Origin of the sequence: Microbacterium atlanticum (genome assembly GCF_015277815.1) — a bacterium.
GTDB classification, from domain to species: Bacteria; Actinomycetota; Actinomycetes; order Actinomycetales; family Microbacteriaceae; genus Microbacterium; species Microbacterium atlanticum.
This window is the reverse complement of sequence record NZ_CP063813.1, coordinates 20203-38504: the sequence shown is the minus strand read 5'-3', so window position 1 is coordinate 38504 and position 18302 is coordinate 20203. Positions and strand designations below refer to the sequence as shown.

The 18302-nt window shown below is 71.9% G+C and carries 16 protein-coding genes and 1 tRNA gene; 13 read left to right on the top strand and 4 right to left on the bottom strand.

Going from position 1 to position 18302, the window contains the following annotated elements; translation table 11 throughout:
• Window positions 1-77 precede the first annotated feature (77 nt).
• Complete coding sequence (locus IR212_RS00195; protein ID WP_194397051.1) at window positions 78-1157, bottom strand: LacI family DNA-binding transcriptional regulator; 1080 nt, start codon at window positions 1155-1157, stop codon at window positions 78-80.
• Window positions 1158-1237: 80 nt separating this feature from the next.
• On the opposite strand from IR212_RS00195, the gene IR212_RS00190 reads away from it, so the two are divergent.
• Window positions 1238-2467 carry an MFS transporter gene (locus IR212_RS00190; RefSeq protein WP_194397050.1) on the top strand — a complete coding sequence of 410 codons (1230 nt, stop codon included), beginning with the start codon at window positions 1238-1240 and terminating at the stop codon, window positions 2465-2467.
• 39 nt (window positions 2468-2506) lie between these two features.
• Here IR212_RS00190 and IR212_RS00185 read toward each other — a convergent pair whose 3' ends face one another.
• The gene (locus IR212_RS00185) at window positions 2507-3913 is read right to left on the bottom strand and encodes a chromosome partitioning protein (protein ID WP_194397049.1); all 1407 of its coding nucleotides are present in this window, start codon (window positions 3911-3913) and stop codon (window positions 2507-2509) included.
• Between the two features lie 207 nt (window positions 3914-4120).
• On the opposite strand from IR212_RS00185, the gene nucS reads away from it, so the two are divergent.
• The 4 genes from nucS to IR212_RS00165 are packed head-to-tail and all read left to right on the top strand — an operon-like array spanning window position 4121 to window position 8975.
• Window positions 4121-4816: an endonuclease NucS gene (gene nucS / locus IR212_RS00180; RefSeq protein ID WP_194397048.1), complete on the top strand. Its 696-nt coding sequence runs from the start codon at window positions 4121-4123 to the stop codon at window positions 4814-4816.
• Window positions 4817-4860: 44 nt separating this feature from the next.
• Window positions 4861-5580, top strand: a complete 720-nt coding sequence (locus IR212_RS00175) for an HAD hydrolase-like protein (protein WP_194397047.1) — start codon at window positions 4861-4863, stop codon at window positions 5578-5580.
• The gene (locus IR212_RS00170) at window positions 5573-6895 is read left to right on the top strand and encodes a hypothetical protein (RefSeq protein WP_228479400.1); all 1323 of its coding nucleotides are present in this window, start codon (window positions 5573-5575) and stop codon (window positions 6893-6895) included. The genes IR212_RS00175 and IR212_RS00170 overlap by 8 nt, the downstream gene beginning before the upstream one ends.
• 4 nt (window positions 6896-6899) lie before the next feature.
• Entirely contained in the window at window positions 6900-8975 is a 2076-nt protein-coding gene (locus IR212_RS00165; protein ID WP_194397046.1) for a bifunctional lysylphosphatidylglycerol flippase/synthetase MprF, read from the top strand.
• 97 nt (window positions 8976-9072) lie between these two features.
• Here IR212_RS00165 and IR212_RS00160 read toward each other — a convergent pair whose 3' ends face one another.
• Complete coding sequence (locus IR212_RS00160; protein ID WP_109208752.1) at window positions 9073-9279, bottom strand: cold-shock protein; 207 nt, start codon at window positions 9277-9279, stop codon at window positions 9073-9075.
• Window positions 9280-9586: 307 nt separating this feature from the next.
• Between IR212_RS00160 and IR212_RS00155 the strand changes: the two genes are divergently transcribed.
• Window positions 9587-10219, top strand: coding sequence for a GntR family transcriptional regulator (locus IR212_RS00155; protein WP_194397045.1), 633 nt, complete (start codon window positions 9587-9589; stop codon window positions 10217-10219).
• A 59-nt stretch (window positions 10220-10278) separates the two neighbouring features.
• Window positions 10279-10782, top strand: a complete 504-nt coding sequence (locus IR212_RS00150; protein ID WP_194397044.1) for a GNAT family N-acetyltransferase — start codon at window positions 10279-10281, stop codon at window positions 10780-10782.
• A 65-nt stretch (window positions 10783-10847) separates the two neighbouring features.
• On the opposite strand, the gene IR212_RS00145 is transcribed toward IR212_RS00150, so the two are convergent.
• A tRNA-Leu gene (locus tag IR212_RS00145) sits at window positions 10848-10931 on the bottom strand.
• Between the two features lie 157 nt (window positions 10932-11088).
• On the opposite strand from IR212_RS00145, the gene IR212_RS00140 reads away from it, so the two are divergent.
• Genes IR212_RS00140 through IR212_RS00115 form a run of 6 tightly spaced genes read left to right on the top strand, consistent with a single transcriptional unit; the run spans window position 11089 to window position 18217 of the window.
• Entirely contained in the window at window positions 11089-11847 is a 759-nt protein-coding gene (locus IR212_RS00140; RefSeq protein WP_194397043.1) for an FhaA domain-containing protein, read from the top strand.
• Window positions 11844-12383: an FHA domain-containing protein FhaB/FipA gene (locus tag IR212_RS00135; protein WP_194397042.1), complete on the top strand. Its 540-nt coding sequence runs from the start codon at window positions 11844-11846 to the stop codon at window positions 12381-12383. Before IR212_RS00140 ends, IR212_RS00135 begins: the two co-directional genes overlap by 4 nt.
• A gap of 18 nt (window positions 12384-12401) precedes the next feature.
• Complete coding sequence (locus IR212_RS00130; RefSeq protein WP_194397041.1) at window positions 12402-13640, top strand: PP2C family protein-serine/threonine phosphatase; 1239 nt, start codon at window positions 12402-12404, stop codon at window positions 13638-13640.
• On the top strand, window positions 13637-15031 hold the full coding sequence (locus IR212_RS00125; protein WP_194397040.1) for an FtsW/RodA/SpoVE family cell cycle protein: 1395 nt from the start codon (window positions 13637-13639) through the stop codon (window positions 15029-15031). Before IR212_RS00130 ends, IR212_RS00125 begins: the two co-directional genes overlap by 4 nt.
• A 1-nt stretch (window position 15032) precedes the next feature.
• Window positions 15033-16493, top strand: a complete 1461-nt coding sequence (locus tag IR212_RS00120; protein WP_194397039.1) for a peptidoglycan D,D-transpeptidase FtsI family protein — start codon at window positions 15033-15035, stop codon at window positions 16491-16493.
• Window positions 16490-18217, top strand: a complete 1728-nt coding sequence (locus IR212_RS00115; protein ID WP_194397038.1) for a serine/threonine-protein kinase — start codon at window positions 16490-16492, stop codon at window positions 18215-18217. The genes IR212_RS00120 and IR212_RS00115 overlap by 4 nt, the downstream gene beginning before the upstream one ends.
• Window positions 18218-18302 lie beyond the last annotated feature (85 nt).

Genomic DNA, 18302 nt, shown 5'->3' with positions numbered 1-18302 from the left:
GCGACCCCGCCCGGGCCGCGCCGGCACGGTCCCGCCAGCCATGCCGGGGCCGGCATGCGAGCCGGGGCTCGCCGGTGCTACCCGTCGGTCTCCGGTCCCGCCGGAGGCGGTCCGGTGGTGTTGCCCTCGTGGAACGTGCACGTGAAGCGGATGGAGGCGGCCGGCGCACCCTCCAGCATGGCGGCGACGGCCGCCCCGGCCGCCCGGCCCTTGTCGGTCGCGGGCTGCACGAGGGTGGTGAGGTCGTAGGGTGCGAGCCCGTCGACCACGATGCCGTCGAAGCCGGTGACGCTGACGTCGTCGGGGACCCGCAGCCCCATCTCTTCGGCGGCACGGATCACGCCGGCGGCGAGGAGGTCGCTCTGGGCGATGACGGCCGTCGGCCGCCGGCCGGGGTCGGCGAAGATCTCGCGACCGGCAGCGAGTCCCTCGTCGATGAAGCTGCCGCCCGCCGCGTAGGCCGCGGCCTCCGGGAAGACGTCCAGCGCGCCGGCGAGTCGCTCGCGGGTGACGTCGACCGAGATCCCGGTGTCGTCGTGCAGCCAGCCGCGCTGCCAGCCGGCGCGTGCGGGGAGGGCGACCACGGCCACCCGGCGGTGGCCCAGTGCGCGCAGATGGCTGGCGGCCTGGCGCTGGGCCTCGCGGTTGTCCAGCCCGATGCGCGGGACGTCGCCGCCGGCATCCCCCTCGATGACGACGACGGGGATGCCTCGCGCCTTGACCGTCTCGAGCGACTCGCGCAGCAGCCCGCTGCACCCGATGAGCACCGCGGCATCGAGCGGTGCGGTCGTCAGCGACGGGCCGCTCCCCGTCGGCTCGTGATCGCGCAGGAGCAGCAGACCGGCGCCGAGCGGCGTGACGGCGTCGGCCAGGCCGTCCATCATGAGGGTCTTCACCGGGTCGAGGAACGCCGTGCCGAGGTGCTCCTCGAAGACGACGCCGACGATTCCGGAGCGGCCGCGCCGCAGCGACGCCGCGCGTGGATCGGGTCCCGTGTACCCGAGGGATGCCGCCGCCTCGAGGACGCGACGGCGGGTGGCGTCGGACACCGGCGTCTTGCCGCTGAAGACCACCGAAGCAGTCGACGGCGAGACGCCGGCCTCACGGGCGACGTCCGAGATCGTGGCGCGGCGGATGCCGGCATCCTGGCGGGTCATGTCGTCACGATCGTAGCCGCGCGGCGGCGGGGGGTCGAATCGATTCGGACAATGTCGAATCGATTCGTTACCCTGTTCGGATGGACACCGTGCTCACCCGCTCGCAGCTCGTCGCATGGCGTACCGCGATCTTCACGATCTTCTTCGTGACGGGCCTGGGCTTCGCCTCGTGGGCATCGCGCCTGCCGGCGGTCAAGGACGACCTCGGCATCAACGACCTCCAGATCGGCGTCCTGCTGTTCGTGGCGGGCGCCGCCTCCATCGTCGGCCTCTCCCTCGCCAACGTGATCGTGGTCCGGTGGGGAGCGCGGCGGGGGATGATCGCGACGATCATCACCTTCTCGCTCGGTGTCGCCATCGTTGGCCTCGGCGTGCAGACCACGCAGTCGTATGCCATCACCGCGGTCGGCCTCGGGCTGATGGGCATCGGCATGAGTGCGACCGACGTGATGATGAACGTGGAGGCGGCCGCGGTGGAGCAGGCCTTCGAGCGCACGCTCATGCCGCTCTTCCACGCCTTCTTCAGCATCGGCACGGTCGTCGGCGCCGGCATCGGGGTGGCGATGGCGGCCTGGGGAGTCGGCGTCGGGTGGCACCTGTGGGCCATCGGCGTGCTCGTGCTCGCCGCGGGGCTCTTCTCGCTCCGCGCCGTGCCGACGCGCGAGATGGTCCATGACGATCCCGCGACGGCGACGACCAGGCGCGAGCGGATCGCCGAGGTGCTCTCGGTGTGGCGCGATCCGCGCACGTACGCCATCGGGGCGATCATGCTCGGCATGGCGTTCGCCGAGGGCAGCGCCAACGACTGGCTCACGATCGCAATGGTCGACGGGCACGGCCAGACCGAGGCGGTCGGCGCGGTCGCCCTGACCGTCTTCTCGGTGGCGATGACGGTGTTCCGCATCCTGGGCGGCCCGATCGTCGACCGGATCGGGCGCGTCTGGACGCTGCGGATCCTCGCCGTCGCGGCCGGCGTGGGACTGGTGATGTTCATCCTGGCGCCGTCCCTGCCTATCGCGTTCGTCGGCGTGGCGCTGTGGGGGGCGGGAGCCTCGCTCGGGTTCCCCCTGGGCATGTCGGCCGCGGCCGACGATCCCGCCAAGGCCGCGGCATCCGTCTCCGCCGCCGCGACGATCGGCTACCTCGCCTTCCTCTGCGGCCCGCCGATCCTCGGCTGGATCAGCCACGAGATCGGCATCCTGCCGACCCTGTGGATCATCGTCGGCCTCATCGTGATGTCGGGACTCGCGTCGGGCGCCGCCAAGCCGGTCGCGGGGTCGCAGGTGGGTGCCGGCCACGCCCACCGCTGAGCGACCCGCGACGCCCGCCGACGCAGGGCGCGGGTTGCGTCAGAGCCGGTCGGCGACCGTGGCCGCGACCGTGAGCCACGCATCCCGCGTCTCGGGTGCCAGCGCCTCGAAGTCGATCGGCCCGCCGTCCACGAGCGACGGGTCGAACGGCGCGCTCACCACGGCCGACGTCACCTGCTCGAAGTGCCGCGACAGGCGGGCCTCCAGACGGCGGTCGGGTCGGGAGGACGGCGCCGTGAGCACCGTCACCGCGTCGTCGATCTTGGCTCCGAAGCCCTTCTCGCGCAGTCCGTCCAGAAGCCACGCGGCGCTGGCCGCGGTGTCTTCGCGCACCGTCGACACGATCACGAGCTGGTCGGCCGCGTCGACGGCGGCCACCCAGTTGGAGGCGCGCATGTTGTTGCCGGTGTCGACGATCATGAGGCGGTAGTACCGGCGCAGCAGCGCGTGCAGCCGATCGAACGCTGCGGCGTCGATCGTCGAGGACGCCGCGGCGTCCTCGTCGGAGGCCAGCACGTCGAAGCGGGCGTCGACCTGCGTGCGCACGTAGGTGTCGAGCGCGGCGAGGCTCGACCCCTGCGGATTCCAGAACTCGTCGAGGTCCTCCAGCAGATCGACCGCCGTGCGGTGGTGCGGCGCGCTCTGCGCACGCCACCCGAGCGTGCCACGCGTCTCGTTGTTGTCCCACGCCAGCGTCGCACCGCCGCGGAATGTGCCGAAGGTCGCAGCGAGCAGGAGCGTGCTGGTGGTCTTGTGGGCACCGCCCTTGGGGTTGAGCACGACGATCGTGCGCGGCGCGTCGAGACGTCGCTGCACCCGCTTCACGCGGTCGAGCCGCCCCTGCTCCGCGCGGCCGGGCGCCGGCGAGACCGCGCCACCGGTGGCGCGGCGCACGAAGCCCTGCCACCCCTCGGTCGCACGCGGTCGCGTGCTGCCGCCGCCTCGCGACTCGAGCAGGTCCTGGACGGTCGGCCGTGCGGGCTCGCGGGCAGCCACGTCGCGCGCGACAGCGGCCTCGGGCGCGGCGGGGGCGAGGGCAACGTCGGCGGCGGCAGCGGCGTCGCTCACCGGCACGGAGGAGATGGGCTCAGCGGGAAACGGGGCGGCCAGGGATGCGCTGGGCGCGGCGGTCACGGATGCGCTGGGCACGGCGGGAAGCGGGGCGGTCACGGGGATGCGTCCGGTCTCGGGCGTGGCCGGGTCGAGCGCCTCGGCGTAGGTGCCGTCGGGGTGCACCACGAGCGGCCAGCGCGACGTGCCCTCGACGAGCGTGGCCTGCGCCGGCTCGCCCGACGACGCGGCGAGCTGCCGCATCTCCTCGACGATCCGGTCGCGCAGCGCGCGCGGGTCGGGCGCGACGACCTCCTCGACCTCGGTGCCGACGTGCAGCCGGGCGACGGTGCTGGACAGGATGTGCACGGTCGCATCGGGGTGACGCGAAGTCATCGGTTCTCCTCCGTGGGGGCGGATGCGGGCGTCGGCGGCGCGGTGGGACGGGCCGCCGAGCGGTGGGGCAGGCGGTGGGCGCGGAGGCCGGCGAGAGCCGTCGGAGCGCGAGGTGCTCAGTGCGGCGCGCATCCGCCGTGCATGTTCACGGTAGTCGACGCACCGCCTCGGCGCCGCTTCGGCGGGCACGGAGACTAGGCTCTTCGGGTGCGTCTCGTCATCGCCCGCTGCTCGGTCGACTACACCGGGCGGCTCAACGCCCACCTCCCGCTCGCGACGCGCCTGCTGGTGCACAAGGGCGACGGGAGCCTGCTGGTGCACTCGGACGGCGGCTCGTACAAGCCGCTGAACTGGATGAGCCCGCCGTGCCGGCTCGATGTCGAGATCCCGGATGCCGAGTCCGCTGCGGCCGGAGTCCTCGAGCACTGGCGCGTGACGCACGCGAAGACCGGCGATGCCCTCCTCGTGCGCATCTACGAGGTGCTGCACGACACCTCGCACGAGCTGGGGCTGGATCCGGGCCTCCAGAAGGACGGCGTGGAGGCCGATCTCCAGCGTCTCCTCGCGGAGCAGGTCGACGTGATCGGCGACGGCCTGACCCTCGTCCGCCGCGAGTACCCGACGGCGATCGGGCCCGTGGACCTGCTGCTGCGCGATCCCGCGGGCGGGACCGTCGCGGTCGAGGTCAAGCGCCGAGGCGACATCGACGGCGTCGAGCAGCTGACGCGCTACCTCGCCCTGCTCGGGCGCGACCCGCGCCTGGCGCCGGTCACCGGTGTCTTCGCGGCCCAGGAGATCAAGCCGCAGGCCAAGGTGCTGGCAGCGGATCGCGGCATCCGCTGCGTCACCCTCGACTACGAGGGCATGAAGGGCATCGAGTCCGGGGCACCGCGCCTGTTCTGAGCCGGCACGGCGTCTCGCTGCGCGCGCGCAATAGGCTGGACGGCATGCCGAGCCGATCGCCGTGGACCTGTGTGCTGTGGGACGTGGACGGGACGATCGTCGACGCGTCCGACGGCATCCTCCGGCGCCTCACGATCTGCCTCGAGCACTTCGGCAAGCGCCCGCCCACCCGTGCCGAGCTCGTGCACTGGATCGGGCCGCCGATGTACGAGTCGTTCCAGGTCAACGTCGGCATGACGCCGGAGGAGTCCACCGAGGCCGTCGCGTTCTACCGGCGCCTCGGCAAGGCGGACGGCTACACGACCGGTGCCAGGCTGTTCCCGGGGATCGCCGAGCTCATCACGGATGTCGCCGCCGCCGGCATCCCGCAGGCCACCGCCAGTTCCAAGCCCGAGGTTCAGGTGGTCGCGCTGATGGACCACTTCGACCTGTCGCCGTCGCTCACCGCGATCGTGGGGGCGACCCCGGACGAGCGGACGCTCAGCGCCAAGTCCGACATCGTGGCCGAGGCGCTGCGCCGCCTCCACGCCGCCGGCGTCGACATCAGCCGGCCCGTGCTCGTCGGCGACCGCCACCACGACGTGGAGGGCGGCGCCGAGCGGGGCGTCCCGGTGATCTTCGTCCGCTGGGGCTTCAGCTGGCCGCACGAGTCGGAGGGCGCACAGGCGGTCGTGGACGACGTCGACCGGCTGCGGGCGCTGCTGCTGGTCCGCGAGCACGCGCCCGAGCCCGCGGGAACCGCCGCCATGGGCGCCGATGGCTGACATCGTCGCGGCGATCGCGGGCTGGGTGATCCCTGCCCTGGTCGTGTTCGGCGTCACGGCGCTCGCCCTTGCGGCCCTCGCCTGGGCGGTGCGCCGCGCGCGCCGGTCGCCGCGCGCGCGGGCGGCGGCGGAGCAGGAGCGCGCCCGCGCCGGTGCCGCCCTCGTCCGCCTCGATGACGCGGTCGCCGAGCTGGAGCTCGAGGTCGGCCTGTCGGGCGCTCTCTACGGCGGCGACGCCCCGCCGTCGCTGCGGCGGGCGCGGCTCACCGCGCAGCACGTCCGCGACGAGGGGTTCGAGGAGTACCGCGACCTCAGCGATCCGGAACTCGTCCCCGTCGACATCCGCCGCGCGTCGGCGCGCATCGAGCGCCATGCCGAGGAGGCGCTGGCGAAGGTGGCCTCGGCCCGCGCCGAGCACGGCGCCTGGGTGCGCGCGAACGTCTCGGCGTCCGGGCAGATCGACGCGGCTCGGCGGCGACTCGACGCCCTCCGCTCGACGATGGGCGACCCGGCGGCCCTGGTGGCGGAGCTGTCGTCGCGCTTCGCCGAGGAGGAGTGGCGGGATGCCGCGCGCGCCGGGCACGCCGCACTCGAGGCGCGCACGGCGGCCGAGCGCCACCTCGATGACGCCGCCGCCCGCGCGGCCGACCCGTCCCTCAGCGCACTCGCCGACCTCGCCGCCGCGGAGCGGGCGCTGCGCCGGGCGGAGGCCGAGGCGCGCAGCCTCGAGGAGACGCATCGGCTCGTGCTCCAGGCGGCGCAGGCCGTGCCCGAAGAGCTGTCGGCCGCCCGTGCGGCGCTGCGCCAGGCGTCCGTCACCCGCGAGCACCTCGAGGTCGCCGACGCCGAGCGGCTCGGCGCGGAGCTGCACGCGGTCTCGGACGAACTGGACCGCATTGAGACGGATGCCGCCCGCCGCCCGACCCGCACCATCCACGCCGTCGCGCGCGTACGCAGCCGCCTGGATCTCGCGCTGGGCGATGCCCGCACCGCCCAGCAGCGCCTGCGGGGCGCTCGCACCGCACTGCCCGGCACGCTCGCGGCCGCGCGCGGCGCGATCGCGCAGGCCGAGGCATCCGTCTCCCACACCCGCGCGGGCGCCGACGCGAGGGCGCGCCTGGTGTCGGCCCAGCGGGAACTGGCCGAAGCGCGTCAGGCCCAGGATCCGGTCGCGGCTCTCGATGCCGCGCGGCGGGCGATGCGCGACGCCGAAGACGCGGCGGTGCTCGCCGGCGTCGCCGTCCTTCCCGGCGACCGCCACCGGGCGCGCGTGCAAGAAGCCCACGATCCCGGAGAGGGTCCGCCGCTATCGTGAACCCATGAGCGACGGGGCGCCCCAGCGACCGAACCGCGCGCTCGCGGGCGCATCGAGGGTCCCCGCGACGCTGACGATGATCGCGTTGATCCTCGTCGCGGGTGTCGTCTGGCAGGGGCTCTGGCGGCCGTTCGAAGATTCGGACACGTTCGAACTCGTGGCGTACGGGCTTCCCGCGCTGGAGGCGGGCAGATGGTGGACGCCCGTGACCGGGACGTTCTTCGTCAACCAGCCGTGGGTCTACGTCCTCACGATCACCTCCTTCGCGGGCATGGCATACCTCGAGGTCCGGCGCGGATCCCGCGTCGCGCTGGCGTACTACTGGGTGGGGCAGCTGTTCGCCATCTTCGGCAGCGCCCTGCTGCTGTGGGGGCTGTCCGTCCTCCCCTGGGCATGGGCGCAGCAGCAGGCCGACGCGCTCGACGTCGGGGCATCCGGTGGCACGATGGCATGCCTCGCCGCGGCGGCGGGGCTCCTGCGTCCGCCGTGGCGGGTGCGGGCGTGGCTCGTGCTGCTCGGCTTCGTCTTCGTGGCGATCGTGTTCTGGGGGACGCTCGCCGATCTCGAGCACCTGTTGGCGGTGCTGCTCATCCTCTTCGTCGACCGGTCGCTGCGCATCCAGCGCACGACCGTCCGCGAGCAGCGTCTCATCGCGTTCATCTCCGTGCTGGCGCTCGGTGCCATCCAGCTGCTGACGCTCCTCATCCCCACCGACGGCCCGTTCGGTCCCACCGAGCCCGCCTCGGGAGGGGTCTTCGACTTCGCCATCGACGTCGTCGTCATCCTGGTGGTGGCCAACGGACTGCGCCGCGGCCGGCGGTGGGCCTGGGTCGTCGCGGTGATCCTCGCGGTGTTCAACGTGCTCACGGGGCTCGTGGTGCTCGCCGGCATCATCATCGCCAGCGAGGCGCGCCTGGAGGCGACGATCGACGGCGAGACCGAGCTCGCCCTGGCCAGCGGCGTGCTCTGGCTGCTCGTGCTGCTCTACCTGATCTGGGTGCGGGGGGCGTTCCGCGCCCGCCGCAGGTCGCGGATCGGCGGGCAACCCGCGCCCGACATCGACGAGGTCAAGCGCATGCTCCACGCGCACGGGGGCGGCACGCTGTCGTGGATGACGACGTGGGACGGCAACAGCTACGCGCGCACCGCCGATGGGATCGTGGCCTACCAGCGCCGCGCGGGCGTCGCGCTGGCGCTCGCCGACCCGCTCGGTCCCGCCGCCTCGCGCGAGGCATCCGTGCGCGCGTTCATCCACGACGCCGAGCTGGCAGGTCTCGTGCCCTGCTTCTTCAGCGCCGACGAGGCGACGCGCGCGAGCGTGCCGCCGTCGTGGCGGAGCCTCGTCGTCGCAGACGACACGATCGTCGACCTGCCCGGGCTCGAGTTCACCGGCAAGCGGTGGAACTCGGTGCGCTCGTCGCTCAACCGCGCCGGGCGCGAGCAGATGACCTTCCGCATGACCCGCCTGAAGGACGAGCCGTGGGGTGTCCAGCAGCAGCTGCGGGCCATCTCCGAGATGTGGGTGGGCGACAAGGGCCTTCCCGAGATGGGATTCACCCTCGGCACGCTCGTCGAGGCGGAGGACCCCGAGGTGCGGCTCGCCCTGGCGATCGCGCCGAACGGCGACGTCGACGGCTTCCTCTCGTGGCTGCCGGTCTACCGACCCGGCGGCACAGCCCGCGGCTGGACGCTGGACCTCATGCGGCGGCGCGAAAGCGGCTTCGCACCGGTGATGGAGTACCTCATCGGGTCCTCGGCCAAGCTCTTCTCCGAGGAGGGCGCCGAGATCATGTCGCTGTCGGGCGCGCCGCTCGCGCACGACTACCCGCCGGACGCCGGCATGATCGCCGCCCTGAGCGACAAGCTGGCCGACGCACTGGAGCCGGTCTACGGGTTCCAGTCGCTGCACCGCTTCAAGGAGAAGTTCCATCCGCGGTACGAGACCATGTACCTGCTCTACCGCGACGAGAGCGACCTCACCCGCATCGGAGGAGCCCTCACCCGCGCATTCCTGCCGGATGCGACGCTGCGTCAGTTCGCAGGCGCGGGGATGGAGCTGTTCCGCGGCGAGCGCGACTGACCGATGCAGACGGCAGCCCGAGAGCCGCGGCATCCGTCATCGTCTGACGGCGGATGCCGCGGCTCACCGATCGCGCGGAGCGATCAGCCCGCTCGACTCAGAGCGGGCGGATGTTCTCGGCCTGGAGGCCCTTGGGTCCCTGCGCGATCTCGAACTCGACGCGCTGATTCTCCTCGAGGGAGCGGTAGCCACCCGACTGGATGGCGCTGTAGTGCGCGAAGACGTCTGCGCCGCCTTCATCGGGAGCGATGAACCCGAAGCCCTTCTCCGAGTTGAACCACTTCACGGTGCCCTGCGTGCTCATTACTTGCCGTTCTTCTTTGGTCTCGTCGCGTTTGCGGCGAGTGCCTCCAACGTAGTGAAGACGCGCGCGTGCGGCGAGACCCAGTTCGGATGGTGACAGAAACGTTGCACGGATCGGCGTGGTCACGAGCCCATCGCACGCCCGGGCTGAGCAGAGCTCCAAGCCCGGGCGTCGACGGATCCCCCCGGATAGGCCACACCGAAGCGTGGACATCGACATCGTACCGATATATCAGCGGAGGGGCGAGGGTTCGCTTCCCGTCCGAGGTCTATGCAGCTGAATCGTCCGGCGTACACTGGGGCCAGCCATGACCGCCCCCTTCCTTCCGCTCGACCCGCGCGGCGTCGCCCTCAAAGACGAGGTGTACGCACGCCTGGGCGAGGCCATCCTCGACGGCCGCCTCGCGCCCGGCGAGCGACTGCGCGACCACGAGCTGGCGGAGTGGCTGGGCGTCTCGCGGACGCCGGTGCGCGAAGCGCTGCAGCGGCTGGAGCGCACCGGGCTGGTCGAGGTGTCGCCTCACCGGTACACGCGCGTGTCCCTCCCGGATCACGAGAGCGACACGGTGGAGCTGGTGGCGTACAACATGGGCCTGGCCGTGCGGATGGCCGCGCGCCGGGCCGACGACGCGGCGCTCGCGCTCGCCTTGGAGAAGCTCGACGAGGTGATCGCGGCGTCGCGTGCGGATGACGCGGCGGCGATCGCCGCGGCGAGTCACGAGTTCTTCGCGGTGATCACGCGCGCCAGCGGCAACCTTCCGCTGCGGAGGTTCATCCGCGAGTACGAGATCGCGATCCGGCGCGACCTCAAGGGGTGGCGTCCCCACATCCAGTGCCCGGTGGGGCGCACCGCCGCGTACGAGGAGTTCCGCACGTCCCTGGCGGGTCGCGACGGCGACGGCGCGGAGGCGCAGCTGCGCCGCATCCACGGTCTGACCTGACCACGCGCGCCATCGCAAGCCCTTCTCGCCCCCGGGCGCGTCTGGGTAGCGTGGGCGGGGTGACCCACCACATCGAGCTGCGGGCTCTCGACGACGACGACCTGGACGCGATCTTCGAGATGATGCGCGACCGCGAGGCGATCGCCATGGCCGCGTTCACCGCGGAGGATCCCGACGACCGCGGCGCCTTCGACGCGTGGATCGCCCGTCAGCGGGACGACGAGAACGTGCTCTCCCTCGTGGTGACCGAGGACGGCGGCTTCGCCGGCACCATCGCCTCCTTCACTGTGGACGGCGACCGCGAGGTCACGTTCTGGATCGCCCGGCACGCCTGGGGTCGCGGGGTGGCGACGGCGGCGCTGCGCCTCCTCATCTCCCGCGAGCCCATCCGTCCCCTCTTCGCACGCGCGGCCGCTCACAACGCCGCCTCGATCGCGGTGCTGGAGAAGGCCGGGTTCACCGAGGTCTCGCGCAACACCGATTTCGCCCCGGGCGTCGGCCGCGAGATCGAGGAGATCGTGTTCACCCTCGTCCCCGCCCTCGACGGCGTCGGCGGCGGCTGAGCGGCCTCGCCGGCCACTGCCGGGAACGGCGAAGGCCCCCGTCACCGGGGGCCTTCGCTGCGCTGTGCGCGAGGGGGGAGTTGAACCCCCACGCCCTTTCGGGCACTGGCACCTGAAGCCAGCGCGTCTGCCTATTCCGCCACTCGCGCGAGCCGCGGCATCCCAGGATCCCGCGAAACTCAACTTGCCGAGGATATCATGCGTGGCGGCCCCGTCCGAACCGGCCAGGTCGCGTGGGCGATCCATCGCGGGTACAGGCTGTGCAACTAGCATGTACCAACCGGCACCCCCCTCCAGAGGAGCTCCGTGGGACTACTTGACAGCTTCGAGAAAGGTCTCGAGCGCGCTGTGAACAGCGCGTTCGCCAAGACCTTCCGCAGCGGCATCCAGCCCGTCGAGATCGCCTCGGCCCTGCGCAGCGAACTCGACAAGAAGGCCGCGGTGGTCAGCCGGGATCGCATCCTCGCTCCCAACACGTTCACGGTGATGCTCTCACCGGCCGACGACGACCGCATGTCGAATCTCGGCGACGCGCTCACGCACGAGCTCGACACCCTCGTGCACAAGCACGCCAAGGCGCAGGGCTACTCGTTCGCCGGCCCGGTGTCGATCTCGCTGCGCCGCGACGATCAGCTCTCCACCGGCACGCTGCGCGTCGAGTCGACAGCGGCGCAGGGCGGCCAGGTCGCCTGGCGGGGGGTGGTGGACGTCGAGGGCCGCCGCGTCCCGCTGACGAAGTCCCGCACCGTCATCGGCCGCGGCAGCGACGCCGACATCACCGTCGCCGACCCCGGCACCAGCCGCAAGCACGTCGAGATCCTGTGGGACGGCGAGCGCGCGATGGTCCGCGACCTGGGCTCGACCAACGGCACGATGCTCGACGGCCGGAAGGTCGGCGAGGCCGCGCTGCCGCCGGACTCGACGGTGCGCATCGGTCGCACCGACATCGTGTTCCGCGTGGTGGCGCAGGCCGCGGCTCCCCGGCCCGCCGCGCCCGCCGACGACGCGACCCGCATGTTCGACGCGCCCCCCTACGATGCACGGGAGAGGGGTCCGCTGGCATGAGCGAGCTGACCCTGCTCCTGCTGCGCATCGGGTTCCTGGTGCTGCTGTGGGCGTTCGTGTTCGGCGTGATCTACTCGCTGCGCGCGGACCTGTTCGGCGTGAAGGTGAGGCGGATGCCGGATGCCGCGGCCGCCGCGGCCGCACCCGCCGGCGCCCCCGCCGCCTCGCCGTCGGCCGTCACCTCCGCGGTCGGCCAGGCCACGCCGCCGCGCCCGCTCCAGACCACCGGACCGGCAACCACCTCGACCGCCTCGCGGATCGTGATCACGAGCGGCCCCAAGACGGGCCTCGAGCTGCCCCTGGGCAATGAGCCGCTGACCATCGGCCGCTCGAGCGAGTCGGGGCTCGTGGTGCGGGACGACTACACGTCCAGCCACCACGCGCGCCTGGTGCTGTGGGGCGATCAGTGGATGATCCAGGACCTCGACTCCACGAACGGCACCTGGCACGACGGCGTGCGCGTGACCGCCCCGGTCCCGGTGAACCTGGGCGCTCCGATCAAGGTCGGTGCGACGACGTTCGAGCTGCGGAAGTAGCGGGCGGACCCCTCGCACATGGTCTTCCAGGGCTCGAGCGCCGCCATCTCGCACACCGGCAAGGTGCGCTCCAACAACCAGGACTCCGGCTACGCCGGCTCGAACCTCTTCGTGGTCGCCGACGGGATGGGCGGCCACGCGGGCGGCGATGTCGCCTCCAGCCTCGCCATCTCGCGGCTGGAGCCGCTCGACCGGCCCTATGACTCCACCGCGGAGGCCGAGCGGGCCCTCCGCGATGCGATCGCCGACGCCGCCGTCGACCTCATCGACACCGTGAACGTCCGCCCCGAGCTGGCCGGCATGGGCACCACCGTGAGCGCACTGATCATGGTGGACGACTACGCCGTCATCGCCCACATCGGAGACTCGCGGATCTACCTCTACCGCGACGGCGCGCTGACCCAGATCACGACGGACCACACGTTCGTGCAGCGCCTCGTCGATTCCGGGCGGATCACCCCCGAAGAGGCGCGCTACCATCCGCGCCGCTCGGTTCTCATGCGGGTGCTCGGCGACATGGATCCCGACCCCGAGCTCGACACGTTCATCATGCCGACCCAGCCGGGCGACCGCTGGCTGCTGTGCTCGGACGGCCTCTCGGGGGTCGTCGACGACGCCCACACCGCCAAGGCGATGAGTCTGGGCCTCGCGCCCGGCCGCACGGCCGACAGCCTGCTGAAGCAGGCCCTCGACGGCGGCGCGCCCGACAACGTCACGATCGTCCTCGTCGACGTCGGCGGGCAGCATCCGATCTTCTCCGGCACGGCCACCATCGTGGGCTCCGCCTCCAACCCGGTGGGCATCGAGGTGCCGGCCGCGGCGCCCCGGAGGTCGGGCTGGCTGCACCCGAACCGGCAGGCGGCCAACGAGCCGACGCACTTCGAGCCGGCGGCGGAGTTCCTCGAGGAGCTCATCGAGGAGGACCGCCGCCGCGCCCGTCGCCGCCGCATCGGCTGGATCGCCGGCGTGCTGCTCGCGCTGCTCCTGCTGTTCGGCGCCGCCTGGATCGGCTACCAGTGGACGCAGACGCGGTACTTCGTCGGCGCCGACGAGGACACCGTCGTGATCTACCAGGGCGTGCAGCAGAACATCGGGCCGATCTCGCTCTCGACGCCGCACGAGGACACCGGCATCCCGCTGGACTCGCTCTCCGACTTCGCCCGGGCGACCGTCGAGGGCACCATCTCGGCAAGCTCCCTCTCAGACGCGCGCCGTATCGTCGCCGACATCAGTGACCTGGCGGGAGGGGGCGGATGAGCGCGCAGACGAGGACGCCCGCCGAGACGGTCTCCACCGACACCGCGGTGGTGCGCGCACTGCGGCGCATCCGGGTGCCGCAGACGCAGCGCAACCGCGAGCTGGCCCTGCTGCTCTTCGCCTTCCTGATCAACGGCTGCGCCGTCGCGCTCGTGCAGCTGGGCGCGAGCGGGACCATCGACTGGACCTTCCTGGTGTACTGCGGCGGCCTCACCGCGCTCGTCTTCGCGCTGCACATCCTGCTGCGCCTGCGCGCCCGCGACGCGGATCCCTTCGTCGTGCCGATAGCCACGCTCCTCACCGGTGTGGGGCTGGCGATGATCTACCGGCTCGACCTGCACTGGGAGCGGCACGGCTGGAACGCGTTCTCGACGAGACAGCTCGCGTGGGCGGCGATCGCCCTGGTCGCGGCGATCCTTGTGGTGATGTTCCTGCGCAACTACCGGGTGCTGTTCCGCTACACCTACATCTTCGGCTTCGCCGGCATCGCCCTGCTCGTGCTGCCCGTCATTCCGGGCCTCGGAACGGATGCCAACGCCGACGTGTGGGTCTCGCTCGGGTTCTTCTCGTTCCAGCCGGGCGAGCTGGCCAAGATCGCGCTGGGCATCTTCTTCGCCGGGTACCTCGTCCGCACCCGCGAGAGCCTGACCTCGACGGGGACCCGCTTCCTCGGCCTCACCTGGCCGCGGGCGCGCGAGCTCGGGCCGCTCCTGGTGATCTGGCTGATCTCACTGGGCATCATCGTGATGCAGCGCGACCTGGGCACCGGACTGCTCATCTTCGGAATGTTCGTCGCGATGCTCTACGTCGCGACGGGCAAGACGAGCTGGGTGCTCATCGGCGTGCTGCTGGCCACCGCCGGCGCCGCTCTCGCCTCGCAGGTGCTCCCGTACGTCCAGGGCCGGTTCCGCAACTGGCTCGACGCGTTCAACCCCGAGCTGATGGACAACTCCAGCTACCAGCTGGTCAACGGACTGTTCGGCATGGCCAACGGCGGCCTGATCGGCACCGGCCTCGGCCAGGGGCGTCCGTACCTCACGCCCGTCGCCGAGAGCGACTACATCCTCCCGGCCCTCGGCGAGGAGCTGGGCCTCATCGGGGTCTTCGCGATCCTGTGCCTGTACATGGTGTTCACCAGCCGCGGCATCCGCATCGGCCTGGCCGGGCAGGACGACTTCGGCAAGCTGCTCGCGACCGGCCTGTCGTTCACCATCGCGCTGCAGGTGTTCATCATGGTCGGCGGCGTGACGCGCCTCATCCCCCTCACCGGCCTCACCACGCCCTTCCTGGCAGCGGGCGGCTCGTCGCTGGTGGCGAACTGGATCATCGTCGCCCTGCTGCTGCGGATCTCGGACGCGGTGCGCAGCCGGCCCCGGGTGGTGATCGGCTGAGATGACAAAAGAACTCCGGCGTCTCAGCATCCTGATGCTGATCATGTTCCTCGCGCTGTTCGCCTCGACCAGCTGGATCCAGGTGATCCAGTCCGACGAGCTCGCCGCCAATCCAGAGAACCGCCGCGCGCTGTACGACTCGTACGAGGTGCAGCGCGGCTCGATCATCGCCAGCGGGTCGGCGATCGCCTCGTCCGTGGCATCCGACGACCTCTACAGCTGGCAGCGGGTCTACACCGACGCCGAGATGTGGGCGCCCGTCACCGGGTACATCAACCCCGCACTGAACTCGGCCACCGGGATCGAGCAGGCGATGAACCAGCAGCTCAGCGGGACCGCCGGCTCGCAGTTCCTCTCGCGCATCGAGCGCATCTTCACGGGGCAGCCGCCGCGGGGCTCGAACGTCGTGCTGTCGCTGGACGCCGACGTGCAGCGGGCCGCGTTCGAGGCGCTCGGCGGCCTGCAGGGCGGAGTGATCGCGATCGAGCCCTCGACGGGGCGCGTGCTCGCACTCGTGACGAGCCCCAGCTACGACACGAACGTCCTGGCCTCGCACGACACCGAGCAGGTCAACGCCACGTACGACGAGCTCGTCGCCGACCCGGGCAAGCCGCTGTCCAACCGGGCCATCGCCGGCGACCTCAACCCGCCGGGGTCGACGTTCAAGCTCGTGACGGCCTCTGCGGCGCTGGCCTCCGGCGACTACACGCCGGACTCGCAGCTTCCCAACCCCGCCCGCTACCAGCTGCCGCAGTCCAGCAGCGTCGTGCAGAACGCCGGCGGCGGGACGTGCGGCCCGGGCGAGACGGTGTCGCTCGCCGACGCGCTGCGACTGAGCTGCAACATCCCGTTCGCGGAGCTCGCGGTCGAGCTCGGCGACACGGCCATCCGGGAGGAAGCGGAGAAGTACGGCTTCAACATGTCGGTGGAGATCCCGCTGGTCTCGACGCCGTCGGGGTACCCCCGCTCCATCCAGGACGACGCGCAGACCGCGCTCAGCGGCTTCGGCCAGGGCCAGGTGACGGCGACCCCGCTGCAGATCGCGATGGTGTCGGCCGCCATCGCAAACGGCGGGATCGTGATGAACCCCCGCATGGTGGACCGGGTGATCGGGCCGGATCTGTCGGTGCAGCAGACGTTCGACGACACCGAATTCGGGCGGGCGCTGGACGCCGATCTCGCAGAGGAGCTGGTCACGATGATGGTCGCCAATGTCAGTGACGGCGCTGCGTCGGGTGCAAGAATAGACGGGGTCGACGTGGCCGGTAAGACCGGTACCGCGGAGAACGGAACCGGCGAGCCCTACACGCTGTGGTTCACCGGGTTCGCGCCCGCGCAGAGCCCGGATGTCGCCGTGGCCGTCGTCGTGGAGGACGGCGGCGGGCAAGGACAGTCGGGCAGCGGCAACACCATCGCCGCTCCCATCGCGAAGAAGGTCATGGAGGCGGTGCTGGGACGATGAGACCGACGCAGGGCGTGACCTTCGGCGGCCGCTACGAGCTCGACTCGCGCATAGCGATCGGCGGCATGGGCGAGGTGTGGGAGGCGACGGACCACGTCATCGGACGCACGGTCGCCATCAAGATCCTCAAAGACGAGTACATGGGCGACCCCGGCTTCCTCGAGCGCTTCCGCGCGGAGGCCCGTCACGCCGCGCTGGTCAACCACGAGGGCATCGCCAGCGTGTTCGACTATGGCGAGGAGAACGGCAGCGCCTTCCTCGTCATGGAGCTCGTGCCCGGCGAGGCGCTGTCCACGATCCTCGAGCGCGACGGCTCACTCTCGACCGACAAGACCCTCGACGTCGTCGCGCAGACCGCCGCCGCCCTGCAGGCCGCGCACGCGGCCGGGCTCGTCCACCGCGACATCAAGCCCGGCAACCTCCTGATCACCCCGGACGGGCGCGTCAAGATCACCGACTTCGGCATTGCGCGCATCGCCGACCAGGTGCCGCTGACCGCGACCGGCCAGGTGATGGGCACGGTGCAGTACCTGTCGCCGGAGCAGGCGTCCGGCCACCCGGCATCCCCCGCGACCGACATCTACTCGCTCGGGATCGTCGCGTACGAGAGCCTCGCCGGCAAGCGCCCCTTCACCGGCGAGTCGCAGGTGGCGATCGCGATGGCGCAGATCAACGAGCAGCCTCCGGCGCTGGCCGCCACGATCGCGCCGCCCGTGCAGAACCTCGTCATGGCGATGATCGCCAAGAAGCCCGAGGACCGCCCCGCATCCGCCGCCGCCGTCGCACGCGCCGCCACCGCGCTGCGTCGCGGCGACCTCGCCGCCGCCGCGGCCGCCGTGCCCGCGATCGCCGGCGCCGCAGCCGCCGGCGACGCGACGACGCAGCTCTTGGGCGCCGGCGGCGACACCGGCGCCGCGACCCGCATCCTGCCGACCCCGGTCGAAGAGGTCACCACGACCGAGGAGACGGCAGAGAAGAAGAAGCGCAGTCCGTGGACGTGGCCGCTGATCGCGCTCATCGCCCTGCTGCTGCTGGTGCTCGCAGGCACCATCTGGGCGGTCCTGGCCAACCAGGACACGCCCGAGCCGGATCCCACGCGCACCTCGGCCTCGCCGACACCGACGCCCACGCCGACGCCCACCCCGTCGGCGACCACGGCGAACGTGGTCGCCGCGGACTTCATCGGGTCGGACTGCGCCACGGCCTCGGCCGCGCTGGACGCACTGGGCCTGGGCGCGACCTGCGCCGAGGGCAACGCGGCTCCCGACCAGCCCAGCGAGGGCCTGGTCTACGACGTGAGCCCCACGGGCAACGTCCAGCTGGGGACCGTCATCCAGCTGACGGTCTACGCCGGCCAGACGCCGATGCCGACGCCCACGGCGCCGACATTCCAGGGTGCTCCTCAGACGGTCGAGCCCGGCGGCGAGCTGACCGTCCTCTGGGAGGGCTACAGCTGCCCGCCCGGGACCGGCTCGGTCAGCGCCTATACCTTCACCGTCCAGAACGGCTCGATCGCCAACGGACCCAGCTTCCCCCAGAACGCGCGCAACGCCACCGTCACCGCGGCGGACGCCGCCGGCCAGACCGTCATCGTCACCTACAACGTGACCTGCAGCGGCGGCTCGGCGGGCAACCGCACATCGGGCGAGTCGGGCGAGGCCACCGTGCTCATCCAGGCGGCGGCTCCGACTCCGGAGCCGACCGACGTGGTGGGCAACGGCTGACCAGCCTCAGCCGGATCCGGGCAGGGCGCCCGCCGCGTCCCCCGCTCCGGCTCGGCTAGTCTGGCTTGTGTTCCAGGCAGGGAGT